This is a genomic window from Streptomyces luomodiensis (assembly GCF_031679605.1).
In the GTDB taxonomy this organism is placed as follows: domain Bacteria; phylum Actinomycetota; class Actinomycetes; order Streptomycetales; family Streptomycetaceae; genus Streptomyces; species Streptomyces luomodiensis.
Genome location: NZ_CP117522.1, coordinates 5,608,390 through 5,622,476 on the forward strand (window position 1 = coordinate 5,608,390; position 14,087 = coordinate 5,622,476).

Here is a 14,087-nt window from a genome sequence, read left to right on the forward strand (position 1 = left end):
GTCCCCGCACGTCCGCACCCGTGTGCACGAGGGAACTGGTGCCCTTCGCCTGGCGTTGACCTTTTCAGAAGGGTCCACTGGAAGGTGGAAACACCTGGCGAAGGGTTCCCTGCGGCACATCGGGAGGGCGCACAGTGCACCGCCGGCACAACGGGCTGAAAACCGCCGTACTCCTCGGGGGACTGTCCGCGCTCATCATCCTCATCGGCAGCCTCTTCGGCCGTACCGGACTGGTCATCGCGGTCGTCGTCGCACTGGGGACCAACGCGTACGCCTACTGGAACAGCGACAAGCTGGCCCTGCGCGCGATGCGCGCCCGCCCCGTCAGCGAGTTCGAGGCGCCACAGCTGTACCGCATGGTGCGCGAGCTCTCCACGGCCGCCCGCCAGCCCATGCCCCGGCTCTACATCTCCCCGACCGACGCCCCCAACGCCTTCGCGACCGGCCGCAACCCCCGTAAGGCGGCCGTCTGCTGCACCGACGGCATTCTGCGGCTGCTCGACGAGCGGGAGCTGCGCGGGGTCATCGGCCATGAGCTCAGCCATGTCTACAACCGCGACATCCTGATCTCCTCGATCGCGGGCGCGCTCGCCAGCGTCGTCATGTTCCTGGTGAACTTCGCCTGGCTGATCCCGGTGGGCCGGTCCGACGACGACGAGGGCCCCGGCTTTCTCGGCATGCTGCTGATCATGATTCTCGGCCCGCTCGCGGCCTCCATCATCCAGCTCGCCGTGAGCCGCTCCCGCGAGTACGAGGCGGACGCCTCCGGCGCCCAGCTCACCGGCGACCCCCTGGCCCTCGCCAGCGCCCTGCGCAAGCTGGAGACCGGTACCCAGCAGCTTCCGCTGCCGCCCGAGCCCCGGCTGGAGACCGCGAGCCACATGATGATCGCCAACCCTTTCCGCGCCGGTGAGGGCATGGCCAAGCTCTTCTCCACCCACCCGCCCATGCGGGAGCGCATCGCCCGCCTCGAACAGATGGCAGGAGGCCGCCGACCGTGAAAACCCTGCTCAACCTGATCTGGCTGATCCTCTCCGGCTTCTGGCTGGCGATCCTCTACTTCCTCGCCGGGGTCCTCCTCTTCATCACGATCATCGGCATACCCTTCGGGATCGCCTCCTGGCGCATCGCCGGCTTCACCCTCTGGCCCTTCGGCCGCATGGCCGTCCCCCGCCGCGACGCCGGAGCGGCCTCGTGCGTCGGCAACGTCCTCTGGCTCGTCCTCGCGGGCTGGTGGCTGGCGCTGGGCCACCTGATCACCGGCGTCGCCCTCTGCCTCACGATCATCGGCATCCCCCTGGGCCTGGCCAACTTCAAGCTCATCCCGATCTCCCTGACCCCCCTCGGCCATGAGATCGTCCCCACCGACCAGCCCTTCGGCCACCGCTGACCGGGCCGCGCTTCCCGCCTGGGCGAGGCCGGGCGACAGACCCCCTCCACACGCGACCGCCGGGGCCGGGGCCCCGGCGTGCCGTACTCGGCGGACCGGGCTACCGGTAGTTGACGAACTGCACCGCGAAGTCGAGGTCCTTGCCCTTGATCAGCGCGATCACGGACTGCAGGTCGTCCCGGCTCTTGGACGTCACCCGCAGCTCATCGCCCTGCACCTGCGCCTTGACGCCCTTGGGGCCCTCATCGCGGATGATCTTGGCGACCTTCTTCGCGTTCTCCTGCGAGATCCCCTCCTGGAGCGAGGCGAAGATCTTGTACTCCTTGCCCGAGGCCTGCGGCTCCCCCGCGTCCAGGGCCTTCAGCGAGATCCCGCGCTTGACCAGCTTGGACTGGAAGACATCGAGGATCGCCTTGACCCGCTCCTCGGAGTTGGCCCGCATCTCGATCCGCTCGCCCGACCAGGCGATCGAGGCGCCGACGTTCTTGAAGTCGTAGCGCTGGGAGATCTCGCGGCTCGCCTGGTTGAGAGCGTTGTCGACCTCCTGCCGCTCGACCTTCGAGACGATGTCGAAACTGGAGTCGGCCATCTTGAGTTGGCTCCTCGTACGTAGATCCGGCAGTGGCACGGCCCAACGGACCGCTTCAGCCAGCCTAGCGATCTCGGTCATGATCCAGAGGCGATCAACCGGGTGGCGAAGCACCCCGGGACATCAGGTATTGTTTACGTCGTTGCCAGGGAGCAGCGCCGCGAGAGCGGGGCACCTGGCCACATCCCAGGCGGTGTGCCCGAGTGGCCAATGGGAGCGGACTGTAAATCCGTCGGCTTAGCCTACCCAGGTTCGAATCCTGGCGCCGCCACATCAGGGAAACGGCCCCCGAGCTGCGAAAACGCGGCCGGGGGCCGTTCTCGTCGGCGAGCGAGGATCGCGCCCGGAATAGGCGATCTATCCCACTGTGTCTCACCCGATCTCGCGTGCTGACCACTGCGTGTGGGGCATGCGTGGGGCACGCTCGGGGATCATCCCCAGTTCTTCAGAGCCTCATCGATCCGGGCGTTCGCCATGGCTGTGGCGCCGTCCAGACACTTCGCGTACACCTTCAGCAGCACGGCGACCGTGTGACCGGCACGGCGCGCGACCTCCATGGGGTCCACCCCAGAGTTCAGCCATAGGGACACGCACGCGTGACGCAGGTCGTAGGGACGGGCGGCCAGGGGAACCCCGGCGTCAGCCGTACAGGGTGACGCGTGGGGCGGGGCGCTCCGGAGCACACGTTCCGGGCCCGCGGGTGGTGCGGGCCCGCCCGCTCGTGCGCGCACCGGGCCTGCCGCCGTACGGGCGGCCGTCCGTCGTGGCGCACGGCGGGCACCGTAAGGCCGCTCCTAGGGTGGTGATTCCCCCGTATCAGGACAGAGAGGGCGGATCGTGCTCAGGGGCTTCAAGAACTTCCTCATGCGCGGTGATGTCATCGTTGTCGCCGTCGGCCTGGTCACCGCGCTGGCGTTCTCGACGCTGATCAAGGCGTTCACCGACTCCGTGATCAACCCGATCATCGCCCGGCTCCAGGGCGGCAAGTCGGTCGGGCTCGGCTGGCAGCTGGGACAACAGGGGAACAACACGACCTACATCAACATCGGGTCGTTCATCGGCGCCCTGATCTATTTCGTCATCTTCATGGCCGTCATCTACTTCCTGATCGTCGTGCCGTACAAGTACACCCAGGCCCGCCGGGGCGTCACGGCCTTCGGGGCGCCGGGCCCGGTGAAGACCTGCCCGGAATGCCTCGCCGAGGACGTCCCCGAGGCGGCGCGCAGGTGCCGTTACTGCGGTTCGGAGCAGCCGCGCACGGCCTAGCCGGGCATGGACCGGCCGGGCGTGGACTGGCCGGGTATGGACCGGCCGGGCCGGTCGAGGTCCAGCTCCAGCATCCGGATCGCGTTGCCCCGCAGGATCTTGTACGTGGTCTCGGGGGAGAGCCCGGCCACGTGCTCGGCGGCGATGCGGCGGGTGTGCGGCCAGGTCGAGTCGACGTGGGGGTAGTCGGTTTCGAACGTGGCGTTGTCCACGCCGACCGTGTCCAGTGAGGCCACTCCGTGCTTGTCGCGGAAGAAGCAGCAGAAGATCTGGCGGTAGTAGTACGTGGACGGCGGCTCGGGGATGAGGTCGCGGACGCCGCCCCAGGCCCGGTGCTCCTCCCAGACGTCGTCGGCGCGCTCCAGGGCGTAGGGAATCCAGCCCATCTGGCCCTCGGCGTAGGCGAGCTTGAGGCGCGGGAAGGAGACCAGGACGCCGCTGAAGAGGAAGTCCATCATCGAGGCCATGGCGTTGTTGAAGCTCAAGGAGGCCTGGACGGCCGGCGGGGCGTCGGGGGAGGCGGCGGGCATCTGGGAGGAGGAGCCGATGTGCATGCACACGACCGTCCCCGTGGCCTCGCACTCGGCGAAGAAGGGGTCCCAGTAGCCGCTGTGGATGCTGGGCAGCCCGAGGTAGGTGGGGATCTCGCTGAAGGTCACCGCGCGGACGCCGCGGGCGGCGTTGCGGCGGATCTCCTGGACGGCGAGGTCGACGTCCCACAGGGGGATCAGGCACAGCGGGACGAGGCGGCCGCCGCTGTCGCCGCACCACTCCTCCACCATCCAGTCGTTGTACGCGCGGACGCACGCCAGGCCGACCTCCTTGTCCTTCGCCTCCGCGAAGGTCTGGCCGCAGAAGCGGGGGAAGGTCGGGAAGCACAGCGATGCCTCGACGTGGTTCAGGTCCATGTCGGCGAGCCGGGCCTTGGGGTCCCAGCAGCCGCGGCGCATCTGCTCGCGGGTGATGCCGTCGAGGGTCATCTCGTCGCGGGAGAAGCCGACGGCGGCGATGATCCGCTTGTACGGGAAGAGGTCGCCCTCGTACTGCCACCAGTCGGTCAGCTGGCCGTCCGGGTCGGTGGTGAACCTGTACTTGCCGCCGATGTAGGCCAGTTCGCCGATCCCGGCCGTGAGGGGCTTGGGTCCGCGGTCCCGGTACTTGGCCGGGAGCCAGGTCCGGAAGAGGTGCGCGGGCTCGATCACATGGTCATCGACGCTGATGACCAGGGGCAGCTCGGTCGCGCCGTTCGTCTCGCCGGTCATCTCGCCATCTCCCCGGTCCCCTCGCGTCGGTCAGTTCACCTGACGGGTCATCAGATTCAGGCGGCAGAGTAGGGCGGATCGCCGCAACCAACAAGGGAAAGTCCCGTTTCCATACGCCCCGTTTCCGTATGTACGTCCAGGGCAAACGATGTGCGACAACCGGGGAGGAAACGGTGAACGCATCGTCGATCGCACGCGGACTGGGCTCGGCAACGCGACGCACACGCACCTCGCGTCAAGCGGGCGGCCGGGCCATCGAGGCGGCGGCCCGCTGGGGGCTGGCCACCCGGGGAGCGCTCTACCTGCTCATCGGCCTCCTGGCGCTGCGCATCGCCTTCGGCGACCGCGGTGAGCAGGCCGACCGGGGCGGGGCGCTCCAGGTCCTCGCCCAGCAGCCGTTCGGCGCGGCGCTGGTCTGGGCGGTCGGTGTCGGGCTCGTCTGCATGGCGCTGTGGCGGCTGTCCGAGGCGGCCTTCGGGGCCACGGGGCCGGGCGGGACCACGGCACGCAAGCGGCTGGCGGGAGCGGCCCTCGCGGTCTTCTACGGCGTCGTCGCCTACTCCGTGCTCTCCTTCGCCGTCGGCGAGGAGGGCAGCGGCTCCAGCGACCGGCAGTCACAGGACGTGACGGCACGGGCGCTCGACCTGCCGTACGGGCGGTGGCTGGTCGCCGCCGGCGGGACAGTGGTGGCCGTGGCCGGGGTGTGGATCGCGGTACGGGCGATCCGGCGCGGCTTCCGCAAGCACCTCAAGACGGGCGCGATGTCCCCGCGGACGCGGCGGACCGTGGAGGCGCTGGGGGTCTGCGGCGGGGTGGCCCGCGGGGCCGTGTTCGCGGTGGCGGGTGGCTTCGCGCTCTCGGCCGCCCGGCGCTACGACCCGGACAAGGCCAAGGGCATCGACGACACCCTGCGCACCTTCGCCGCGATGGCGGCGGGCCCCTGGCTGCTGGTCGCGGTGGCGCTCGGACTCGCGCTCTTCGGAGTCTTCTCCTTCGCCATGGCCCGCTGGCGCAGGGTCTGACCCGATCCGCCGGAACCGATCCGCCGGAACCGGCCGCCAGACGCGACGATCGCCGAGAACGGCGGCCCGACCACCGGGCCCGACCCGCCCGAATGGCGGAGTGGGCTTCCGGTGGCGCCGGGGCGGCGGCCGAACCAGGGACCGATGCGGACGGGGAGGCACCGGCGGCCGGACCCGGGACCGATGCGGAACCGGAGGCACCGACGGCCGAACCAGGGACCGATGCGGATCGGGAGGCACCGACGGCCGAACCCGAAACCGATGCGGGCCGGGAGGCACGGGCGGCCGAACCCGAAGCCGATGCGGATCGGGAGGCACCGGCGGCCGAACCCGGGGCCGAGGCGGAACCGGAGGCATCGGCGGCCGACGGGGGTGACGTGAGGCTCAGCTCTGCTCGGCGATCGTCCGCGCCGCCTCCGTCACCGGCGTGTCGCCGTTGATCAGTTCCAGCGTGCGGCGCGCCGTGCGGGGCTCGTCCAGGAGGGCGACCAGGGTCGCTGCCACGTCGTCGCGGGTGACCTCGGCCCGGCCCGTGTGTTCGGCCAGCTTCACCCGGCCCGTGCCCGGGTCGTTCGTCAGCACGCCCGGACGCAGCACGGTCCAGTCGAGGCCGTCCCGGGCGCGGATGTCGTCATCCGCCGCGGCCTTGGCGCGCAGGTAGGCGGCGAAGACCGGGTCGGTGCCGGGGGGCGGCTCCTGGGACGTGCCCATCGAGGAGACGATCAGGAACCGCCGGGCCCCGGCCCGCTCGGCCGCGTCCGCGAAGAGCACAGCGGACCGGTGGTCGACGGTGTCCTTACGGGCGGCACCGCTGCCGGGGCCCGCGCCGGCCGCGAAGACCGCCGCGTCCGCGCCCTCCAGGTGCTTGACCACGTCCTCCACCGAGGCGGTCTCGAGGTCGCAGACCACTGGTTCGGTGCCCGACGCCAGCAGGTCGCCCGCCTGTTCCGGCTTGCGGATGATGCCCGCGACCTCGTCTCCGCGCGCGGTGAGCAGCCGCTCCAGCCGCAGCGCGATCTGTCCATGTCCACCAGCGATGACAATACGCATGATCCCGACCGTACGCCGTGCGCCCTACGGTTGCTCGCCGCCGCTCTGCGGCCGCGCCTGCCGGGGCAGGTCCAGGGCCGCCGCGCCGGCCGAGTCGCAGTACTCGCGCACCGCGCTCGTACGGGCCACCACCCGGCCCCGGTGCACCACGACCCTGCTGTACGCGAGCGAGAGCACCCCCGCGAGGCCGTCCCCGCGCACCGCGAGCAGCTCCGCCGGGAACCCGGCCTCCACCCGCACCTCGGCCAGCCCCATCGCGGCCCGTGCCCGCCCGCACACCGCCTCGTACGCCTCCTCCGGCCGCAGCCCGTTCCGGGACGCCAGCAGAAAGGCGGCCTCCAGGGGATCGCCCCGGCCCACCGGGTTGACCGCGTCCCGCAGCGCCCCGCTGCCCGCGGCCACCCGGACGCCCGCCGCGCGCAGCAGCCGCACCGGCGCGCAGGGACAGCCGCGCGCTCCCCGCACGCCCTGGTGCTCCAGTCCGGCGCAGTCGCCCTGCGGGAGGCAGACAACGGTCACCCCGGCCGCCGCCAGCCGCTCCGCGATCCGCCCCGCCACATCCACGGGCAGCCGGGACAGCCCGCCGCAGGGGCCGATGGTGACGCCCGGCCGCAAGCCCCCGGCCATCGCCGCGAGCCGGGCGAGGCGGGCCGGGTCGTCACCGTCCGTGTGCAGGTCGACGGCGCAGCCGTGCCGGGCGGCGAAGTCGAGGACGGCCTCGGCGTGGCCGGTCGGGTCCGGGTCGAGGTCCGGGCAGCCGCCGATGACCGGCGCGCCCATTCCCACCGCGTCGCGCAGCACCGCCAGACCGTCCGCCCCGGCGGTGCCGGTCAGCACCCGGGGCACCGCCACCGCGCTCAGCTCCGTGAGCCCGCGCAGGGTCCGGCCGGCCTCCAGGACCGCCTCCAGGGAGCGCAGCCCGTGCACCCCGCCGACGCGGACGTGGGTACGCAGCGCCGTCGCCCCGTGGCCGAGCTGGAGCAGGGCGGCCTCGACGGCGCGGCGCTGGATGTCCTCGGGGGCGTTGGGGACCGGGCCGGACATGTCGGCCGTAAGGGCGGTGTCGCAGTGGGCGTGGGGCTCGGCGGGGGCGGGGAGCAGCAGATAGCCGCCGAGGTCCAGCCGGGTGCCGGGGACGAGGCTGCCCGCCGTGCCCACGGCCTCGATCCGCCCGCCGCTGAGCCGGACGTCCACGGTGCGTCCGTCGGCGAGCCGGGCGCCACCGAGCACCAGGGCGGTGGGTTCGGGGTCCGCGCCGTCGTTCCTGGGCGGCTGTTGCGGTTGCTGCGGTTGCTGCTGGCTCTCGGGCATCGCACTCCTGGGATTCGCAGGGCGTACGCGGGGCGCACGGGCGCGCGCGACGGGTGCGTGACGAGGGCGGTGGCGGTGACGCCAGAGCGCCACGGGACACGCCAGGACGCCACGGGTCACGCCATGGCGCCACGGGTCACGCCATGGCGCCACGGGACACGCCGGGTGCCCGAACGGGCAACGCGCCGGACACGCCCGGACACGTGCGCAGCCAAGATCACGCGGTGCGAACCGAAGCCTAGGGCGCGGTCTGGGCGGCTTCGCGGAGGAGCCGAATAGTCGTACCGGTGTGGTGCATGAGTCCAGGGTGACGGCGGCCCGATACGGATTTCACCTTCGGCGGCCGAGCGTGTAATGTCTTCATCGCTCGCCCCAATAGCTCAGTCGGCAGAGCGTCTCCATGGTAAGGAGAAGGTCTACGGTTCGATTCCGTATTGGGGCTCTGATGTGTGAGGTTTCCCGTTCGGCTACGCTGGTCGAGCGGGGAGTCACTCGCATCACAGCGGTGTAGCTCAGTCGGTAGAGCAAGCGGCTCATAATCGCTGTGTCACCGGTTCAAGTCCGGTCACCGCTACTGACAGTAGCCGATTGTGGGGTCGGTCCTTCGATCGGCTACTCTTTCTGCGTTAATCCCCTAGTCCGTTCGTCAAGGAGCACTCACGTGGCTGCCACCGACGTCCGCCCGAAGATCACGCTGGCCTGCGTGGAGTGCAAGGAGCGGAACTACATCACCAAGAAGAACCGGCGCAACGACCCGGATCGTCTTGAGATCAAGAAGCACTGCCCGCGTTGCAACGCGCACACCGCGCACCGTGAGACGCGATAGCAATAAGCTCTGATTCGAGGCCGCCCCCAATCGCGGGGGGCGGCCTCGTTTCGTTGGTCATCCAATCGCAGGAGGTGCGCGCCGATGGCGCTCGACCAGTCCTTCGTGGGACGGAGCTACCCGCCCACCGCCCCGTACGAGGTCGGCCGGGAGAAGATCCGGGAATTCGCCGAATCCCTCGGCGACACCAATCCCGTCCACACCGACCCCGAGGCGGCTCGGGCCCTGGGCTACCCCGACGTGATCGCCCCGCCGACCTTCGTTTTCACGATCACCTTCAAGGCGGCCGGGAAGCAGGTCATCGAGGACCCGCAGCTCGGGCTGGACTACAGCCGGGTGGTCCACGGCGATCAGCGGTTCGAGTACACCCGCCCGGTCCGCGCGGGGGACCGGCTGACGGTCACCTCGACCATCGACTCGATCAAGTCGCTGGCCGGCAATGACATCTTGTCCGTGCGCGGCGAGGTCCACGACGAGTCGGGTGATCATGTGGCGACGTCGTTCACGACGCTGGTGGCCCGCGCCGCCGACGCAGAGGTGGAGGAGAGCAGATGACGGCCAAGATCTCGTATGACTCCGTGGAGGTCGGCACCGAGGTGCCGGTGCGCGAGTTCCGGGTGAACCGCGCCGACCTCGTGCGGTACGCGGGTGCCTCGGGCGACTTCAACCCGATCCACTGGAACGAGAAATTCGCCAAGGAGGTCGGCCTCCCCGACGTCATCGCGCACGGCGCCTACACCATGGCCGAGGCGGCCCGGGTGGTCAGCGACTGGGCCGGCGACCCCGGCGCCCTCGTCGAGTACGGCGTCCGTTTCACCAGGCCGGTCGTCGTCCCCAACGACGACAAGGGCGCGGTCGTCGAGATCGGCGCCAAGGTCGCCGCCAAGCTGGACGACGAGGCCCGTACGGTGCGCCTCGACATCACGGCCACCAGCGCCGGCCAGAAGGTGCTGGGCCGGGCCCGCGCCGTGGTACGGCTCGCCTGAGCCCTGGAAGGCGCCCCGGCGGCCCCAGGGCGGGCGAGAGCACGCCACCGCGGGTGAAGCCGTGTGAAGGCGTGTGAAGCCCGTCCGAGCCCCTTACGGGCCCACGCCCGCCCGCCGGCCCCGGCCCCCACACCGGGGGCGGCCACCCCCAGGACCCCAGGGGGCGCCCCCGTACTCTTGAGCGCGTGCAGGAACTCCACGACGCCCCCCTCGCGCCCCTCACCACCTTCCGCCTCGGCGGCCCGGCCAACCGGCTGATCACGGCCACCACCGACGACGAGGTCATCGCCGCGGTCCGGGAGGCCGACGCGGCCGGCACCCCGCTGCTGGTGATCGGCGGCGGCAGCAATCTGGTCATCGCCGACAAGGGCTTCGACGGCACCGCCCTGCACATCGCGACCAGCGGCTTCACCCTCGACGGCACCCGCCTGGAGCTCGCCGCGGGCGAGAGCTGGTCGGATGCCGTGGCCCGTACGGTCCGGGCGGGGCTCGCGGGGATCGAATGCCTCGCCGGAATCCCCGGTTCCGCCGGGGCGACGCCGATACAGAACGTCGGTGCCTACGGCCAGGAGGTCGCCGCCACGATCACCGAGGTGATCGCCTACGACCGCCGCGCCGACCAGGTCGTCACGATCCCCAACGCCGACTGCGCCTTCTCCTACCGCCACAGCCGCTTCAAGGCCGACCCCGACCGCCATGTGGTGCTCCGGGTCCGCTTCGAACTGGAGGACGCCGGCGGGCTCTCCGCACCCGTCCGGTACGCCGAGACCGCGCGGGTCCTCGGCGTCGAGGTGGGGGACCGGGTGCCGGCCGCCGTCGCCCGCGAGACGGTCCTGGGCCTGCGCGCGGGCAAGGGCATGGTGCTCGACCCCGAGGACCACGACACCTGGTCCGCGGGGTCGTTCTTCACCAACCCGGTGCTCACCGAGGACGCCTACGCCGCCTTCCTCGCCCGCGCCGCCGAACGCCTGGGCCCGGACACCGCGCCGCCCGCCTTCCCGGCGGGCGACGGTCTGATCAAGACCTCCGCGGCCTGGCTGATCGACAAGGCGGGCTTCACCAAGGGCTACGGCACCGGCCCGGCCCGCATCTCCACCAAGCACACGCTCGCCCTCACCAACCGGGGCGAGGCCACGACCGAGGACCTGCTGGCCCTGGCCCGCGAGGTGGTGGCCGGGGTCGAGGACGCCTTTGGGGTGACCCTCGTCAACGAGCCGGTGACGGTCGGCGTCAGCCTCTGAGACACAGGGGCGAACCATCACGCGACGGTTTGCCCTCCGTCCGCCAGCCAGTCGTCGATCCCCGTCAGCAGCCGCTGCCTGACCTCCTCCGGCGCGGCCGAACCACGCACCGACTGCCGCGCCAGCTCGGCCAGCTCGGCGTCGGTGAAGCCGTGGTGCTTGCGCGCCAGCTCGTACTGCGCCGCCAGCCGTGAGCCGAACAGCAGCGGGTCGTCCGCCCCGAGCGCCATCGGCACCCCCGCGTCGTACAGCGTGCGCAGCGGGACGTCCTCCGGCTTCTCGTAGACCCCGAGCGCCACGTTGGACGCCGGGCAGACCTCGCAGGTCACCTGGCGCTCGGCGAGCCGGGCGAGCAGCCGCGGGTCCTCCGCCGCGCGCACCCCGTGGCCGACCCGGACCGCGCCGAGGTCGTCCAGGCAGTCCCGCACGCTGCTGGGGCCCGACAGCTCACCGCCGTGCGGCGCCGCCAGCAGCCCGCCGTCCCGGGCGATGGCGAAGGCCCGGTCGAAGTCGCGGGCGAAGCCGCGCCGCTCGTCGTTGGACAGGCCGAAGCCGACGACCCCGCGGTCCGCGTAGCGCACCGCGAGCCGGGCGAGGGTGCGCGCCTCCAGGGGGTGCTTCATACGGTTCGCGGCGACCAGCACCCTGATCCCCAGACCGGTGTCCGCCGAGGCGCTCTCGACCGCGTCCAGGATGATCTCCATGGCCGGAATCAGCCCGCCCAGGCGCGGGGCGTACGAGGTGGGGTCGACCTGGATCTCCAGCCACTGGGCCCCGTCCCGCACGTCCTCCTGGGCCGCCTCGCGCACCAGCCGCCGGATGTCGTCGGCGTCCCGCAGACAGGACCGCGCGATGTCGTACAGCCGCTGGAAGCGGAACCAGCCGCGCTCATCGGTGGCGCGCAGCTTCGGCGGCTCGCCGCCGCTCAGTGCCTCGGGCAGGTGGACGCCGTACTTGTCGGCGAGTTCGAGGAGGGTGCCGGGGCGCATGGAGCCGGTGAAGTGAAGATGCAGATGCGCTTTGGGGAGCAGATGTACATCGCGTGCCATCTGCAGATACTGCCGTACGACCGGACCCGCTGGTACCGCTTTCCCCGAACGGGGGGGGTGCCCATGAGGAACGGGCCGGACCCGCCCCGCGGATTCCGGCCCGTTCCTCCGTGCGCTCTCAACCGCACGCGGCGGGGTGCGCGGCTTACGCGCGCGCCTCGCCCAGCAGCTTCTGCAGCCGGGAGACGCCCTCGGTGAGGTCCTCGTCGCCCAGCGCGTAGGACAGCCGCAGATAGCCCGGGGTGCCGAACGCCTCACCCGGCACCACCGCGACCTCGGCCTCCTCCAGGATCAGCTCCGCCAGCTCGACGCTGGTCCGCGGCCGCTTGCCGCGGATCTCCTTGCCGAGCAGCCCCTTGACCGACGGGTAGGCGTAGAACGCGCCCTCCGGCTCCGGGCACTCGACGCCGTCGATCTCGTTCAGCATCCGCACGATGGTGCGGCGGCGGCGGTCGAACGCCTCACGCATCGCGGCCACGGCGTCCAGGTCGCCCGACACGGCGGCCAGCGCGGCGACCTGAGCGACATTGCTCACATTCGAGGTGGCGTGCGACTGGAGGTTGGTCGCGGCCTTGATGACGTCCTTGGGGCCGATGACCCAGCCCACCCGCCAGCCGGTCATCGCGTACGTCTTGGCGACGCCGTTGACCACGATGCACTTGTCGCGCAGCTCGGGCACCACGACCGGCAGCGAGTGGAACTGGGCGTCGCCGTAGACCAGGTGCTCGTAGATCTCGTCGGTGAGCACCCACAGCCCGTGCTCGGCGGCCCAGCGGCCGATCTCCTCGATCTGGGCACGGCTGTAGACCGCGCCGGTGGGGTTCGAGGGGGAGACGAAGAGCAGCACCTTGGTGTTCTTGGTGCGGGCCGCCTCCAGCTGCTCGACGGAGACGCGGTAGCCGGTCGTCTCGTCGGCGACGACCTCCACCGGGACACCGCCGGCCAGCCGGATCGACTCCGGGTAGGTGGTCCAGTAGGGCGCCGGGACGATGACCTCGTCGCCCGGGTCGAGGATCGCGGCGAACGCCTCGTAGATCGCCTGCTTGCCGCCGTTGGTCACCAGGACCTGGGCCGCCTCGACCTCGTACCCGCTGTCGCGCAGCGTCTTCGCGGCGATCGCCGCCTTGAGCTCGGGCAGCCCGCCGGCCGGGGTGTAGCGGTGGTACTTCGGGTCGCGGCAGGCCGCCACCGCGGCCTCGACGACGTAGTCGGGCGTGGGGAAGTCGGGCTCACCGGCGCCGAAGCCGATCACCGGACGGCCCGCGGCCTTGAGGGCCTTGGCCTTGGCGTCGACGGCGAGGGTCGCGGACTCGGAGATCGAGCCGATCCGGGCCGACACCCGCCGGTCGGTCGGGGACTGTACTGGGGGAGTAGCAGCGGTCATAAATGCATCGTCGCAGACGGGCGAAATGGGTGGCACACGGGTTTGCGGAGACTTCGCGCGCTTCTCGTTCGACGCCTGGCCGTCAAGCACGTACACTCATCCGTCGTTGGCCGATCAACAGCCGCATCCGACCGCACACTCCGTGCAGCCGGGTGTATGCGGTAGGTTGGGAGTGCCGCAAAGGGTCGTAGCTCAATTGGTAGAGCACTGGTCTCCAAAACCAGCGGTTGGGGGTTCAAGTCCCTCCGGCCCTGCTACACGCACGTTGATCAGGGTGCGTGCATGCGTACGCAAGGACAAGCACCGCAGTGCGGCCGGGCCGGACGCGGCACGGCCACGACCCGGATTCAGGTGAGGACGAGTGACGGAAGCCCTTGGCTCCACCGCAACGCCTGAGAGCGGTCGTCCCGAGGACGAAGTGGCGACCAAGCGGGGTCGCCGTGGTGGTAAGCGCGCCAAGAAGGGGCCCTTCGGCCGGCTCGCGCTTTTCTACCGCCAGATCATCGCTGAGCTGCGGAAGGTCGTCTGGCCCACGCGTGGCCAGCTGTCGACGTACACCAGTGTGGTGATCGTCTTCGTCGTGATCATGATCGGCATCGTGACCGTGATTGACTATGGGTTCAACAACGCCATCAAGTACGTCTTTGGCTGAGACCCCCGCGAAAGGCGGCCGCTGTCCCGGCGTCGCCTCTTTCGCACGTTCCACCCCTT

General features: G+C 71.0%; 15 protein-coding genes, 4 tRNA genes and 1 pseudogene. 13 read left to right on the forward strand and 7 right to left on the reverse strand.

The window, feature by feature from the left end:
- Positions 1-134 precede the first annotated feature (134 nt).
- Positions 135-1,001 carry a zinc metalloprotease HtpX gene (gene htpX, locus PS467_RS23680; RefSeq protein WP_268973675.1) on the forward strand — a complete coding sequence of 289 codons (867 nt, stop codon included), beginning with the start codon at positions 135-137 and terminating at the stop codon, positions 999-1,001.
- Positions 998-1,390 carry a YccF domain-containing protein gene (locus PS467_RS23685; RefSeq protein WP_311036933.1) on the forward strand — a complete coding sequence of 131 codons (393 nt, stop codon included), beginning with the start codon at positions 998-1,000 and terminating at the stop codon, positions 1,388-1,390. The genes htpX and PS467_RS23685 overlap by 4 nt, the downstream gene beginning before the upstream one ends.
- Before the next feature lie 100 nt (positions 1,391-1,490).
- On the opposite strand, the gene PS467_RS23690 is transcribed toward PS467_RS23685, so the two are convergent.
- Positions 1,491-1,979, reverse strand: a complete 489-nt coding sequence (locus tag PS467_RS23690) for a YajQ family cyclic di-GMP-binding protein (protein WP_064458488.1) — start codon at positions 1,977-1,979, stop codon at positions 1,491-1,493.
- Between the two features lie 189 nt (positions 1,980-2,168).
- Here PS467_RS23690 and PS467_RS23695 point away from each other — a divergent pair.
- Positions 2,169-2,250: transfer RNA gene (locus PS467_RS23695), tRNA-Tyr, on the forward strand.
- 160 nt (positions 2,251-2,410) lie between these two features.
- On the opposite strand, the pseudogene PS467_RS23700 reads toward PS467_RS23695, so the two are convergent.
- Positions 2,411-2,605 (reverse strand): annotated as a pseudogene (locus PS467_RS23700) (site-specific integrase); the annotation flags it as partial.
- A gap of 211 nt (positions 2,606-2,816) precedes the next feature.
- Between PS467_RS23700 and PS467_RS23705 the strand changes: the two are divergent.
- Complete coding sequence (locus PS467_RS23705; protein ID WP_311036934.1) at positions 2,817-3,245, forward strand: MscL family protein; 429 nt, start codon at positions 2,817-2,819, stop codon at positions 3,243-3,245.
- Here PS467_RS23705 and PS467_RS23710 read toward each other — a convergent pair.
- On the reverse strand, positions 3,242-4,507 hold the full coding sequence (locus PS467_RS23710; RefSeq protein WP_311036935.1) for an amidohydrolase family protein: 1,266 nt from the start codon (positions 4,505-4,507) through the stop codon (positions 3,242-3,244). The two genes, PS467_RS23705 and PS467_RS23710, sit on opposite strands and share 4 nt — an antisense overlap.
- 173 nt (positions 4,508-4,680) lie before the next feature.
- On the opposite strand from PS467_RS23710, the gene PS467_RS23715 reads away from it, so the two are divergent.
- The gene (locus PS467_RS23715) at positions 4,681-5,529 is read left to right on the forward strand and encodes a DUF1206 domain-containing protein (protein ID WP_311036936.1); all 849 of its coding nucleotides are present in this window, start codon (positions 4,681-4,683) and stop codon (positions 5,527-5,529) included.
- 384 nt (positions 5,530-5,913) lie between these two features.
- On the opposite strand, the gene PS467_RS23720 is transcribed toward PS467_RS23715, so the two are convergent.
- Positions 5,914-6,579, reverse strand: coding sequence for an NAD(P)H-binding protein (locus PS467_RS23720; protein ID WP_311036937.1), 666 nt, complete (start codon positions 6,577-6,579; stop codon positions 5,914-5,916).
- A gap of 24 nt (positions 6,580-6,603) precedes the next feature.
- Positions 6,604-7,890 carry an amidohydrolase family protein gene (locus PS467_RS23725; protein WP_311036938.1) on the reverse strand — a complete coding sequence of 429 codons (1,287 nt, stop codon included), beginning with the start codon at positions 7,888-7,890 and terminating at the stop codon, positions 6,604-6,606.
- A 369-nt stretch (positions 7,891-8,259) separates the two neighbouring features.
- On the opposite strand from PS467_RS23725, the gene PS467_RS23730 reads away from it, so the two are divergent.
- The 6 genes from PS467_RS23730 (at position 8,260) to PS467_RS23755 (ending at position 10,943) form a co-directional block, all read left to right on the forward strand.
- A tRNA-Thr gene (locus PS467_RS23730) sits at positions 8,260-8,332 on the forward strand.
- A gap of 59 nt (positions 8,333-8,391) precedes the next feature.
- A tRNA-Met gene (locus tag PS467_RS23735) sits at positions 8,392-8,464 on the forward strand.
- Between the two features lie 87 nt (positions 8,465-8,551).
- Positions 8,552-8,716, forward strand: a complete 165-nt coding sequence (gene rpmG, locus PS467_RS23740; RefSeq protein WP_009715907.1) for a 50S ribosomal protein L33 — start codon at positions 8,552-8,554, stop codon at positions 8,714-8,716.
- Positions 8,717-8,800: 84 nt separating this feature from the next.
- The gene (locus PS467_RS23745) at positions 8,801-9,271 is read left to right on the forward strand and encodes a MaoC family dehydratase N-terminal domain-containing protein (protein WP_268973685.1); all 471 of its coding nucleotides are present in this window, start codon (positions 8,801-8,803) and stop codon (positions 9,269-9,271) included.
- Positions 9,268-9,702, forward strand: coding sequence for a MaoC/PaaZ C-terminal domain-containing protein (locus PS467_RS23750; RefSeq protein WP_311036939.1), 435 nt, complete (start codon positions 9,268-9,270; stop codon positions 9,700-9,702). The genes PS467_RS23745 and PS467_RS23750 overlap by 4 nt, the downstream gene beginning before the upstream one ends.
- A gap of 185 nt (positions 9,703-9,887) precedes the next feature.
- The gene (locus PS467_RS23755) at positions 9,888-10,943 is read left to right on the forward strand and encodes a UDP-N-acetylmuramate dehydrogenase (RefSeq protein WP_311036940.1); all 1,056 of its coding nucleotides are present in this window, start codon (positions 9,888-9,890) and stop codon (positions 10,941-10,943) included.
- 17 nt (positions 10,944-10,960) lie between these two features.
- On the opposite strand, the gene PS467_RS23760 is transcribed toward PS467_RS23755, so the two are convergent.
- Positions 10,961-11,992: an adenosine deaminase gene (locus PS467_RS23760; RefSeq protein ID WP_311036941.1), complete on the reverse strand. Its 1,032-nt coding sequence runs from the start codon at positions 11,990-11,992 to the stop codon at positions 10,961-10,963.
- A gap of 145 nt (positions 11,993-12,137) precedes the next feature.
- Positions 12,138-13,376, reverse strand: a complete 1,239-nt coding sequence (locus PS467_RS23765) for a pyridoxal phosphate-dependent aminotransferase (RefSeq protein ID WP_311036942.1) — start codon at positions 13,374-13,376, stop codon at positions 12,138-12,140.
- Positions 13,377-13,557: 181 nt separating this feature from the next.
- Here PS467_RS23765 and PS467_RS23770 point away from each other — a divergent pair.
- Both PS467_RS23770 and secE read left to right on the forward strand, forming a co-directional pair.
- Positions 13,558-13,630: transfer RNA gene (locus PS467_RS23770), tRNA-Trp, on the forward strand.
- A gap of 107 nt (positions 13,631-13,737) precedes the next feature.
- On the forward strand, positions 13,738-14,028 hold the full coding sequence (secE, locus tag PS467_RS23775) for a preprotein translocase subunit SecE (RefSeq protein ID WP_268973690.1): 291 nt from the start codon (positions 13,738-13,740) through the stop codon (positions 14,026-14,028).
- The last annotated feature ends 59 nt before the right edge of the window (positions 14,029-14,087 follow it).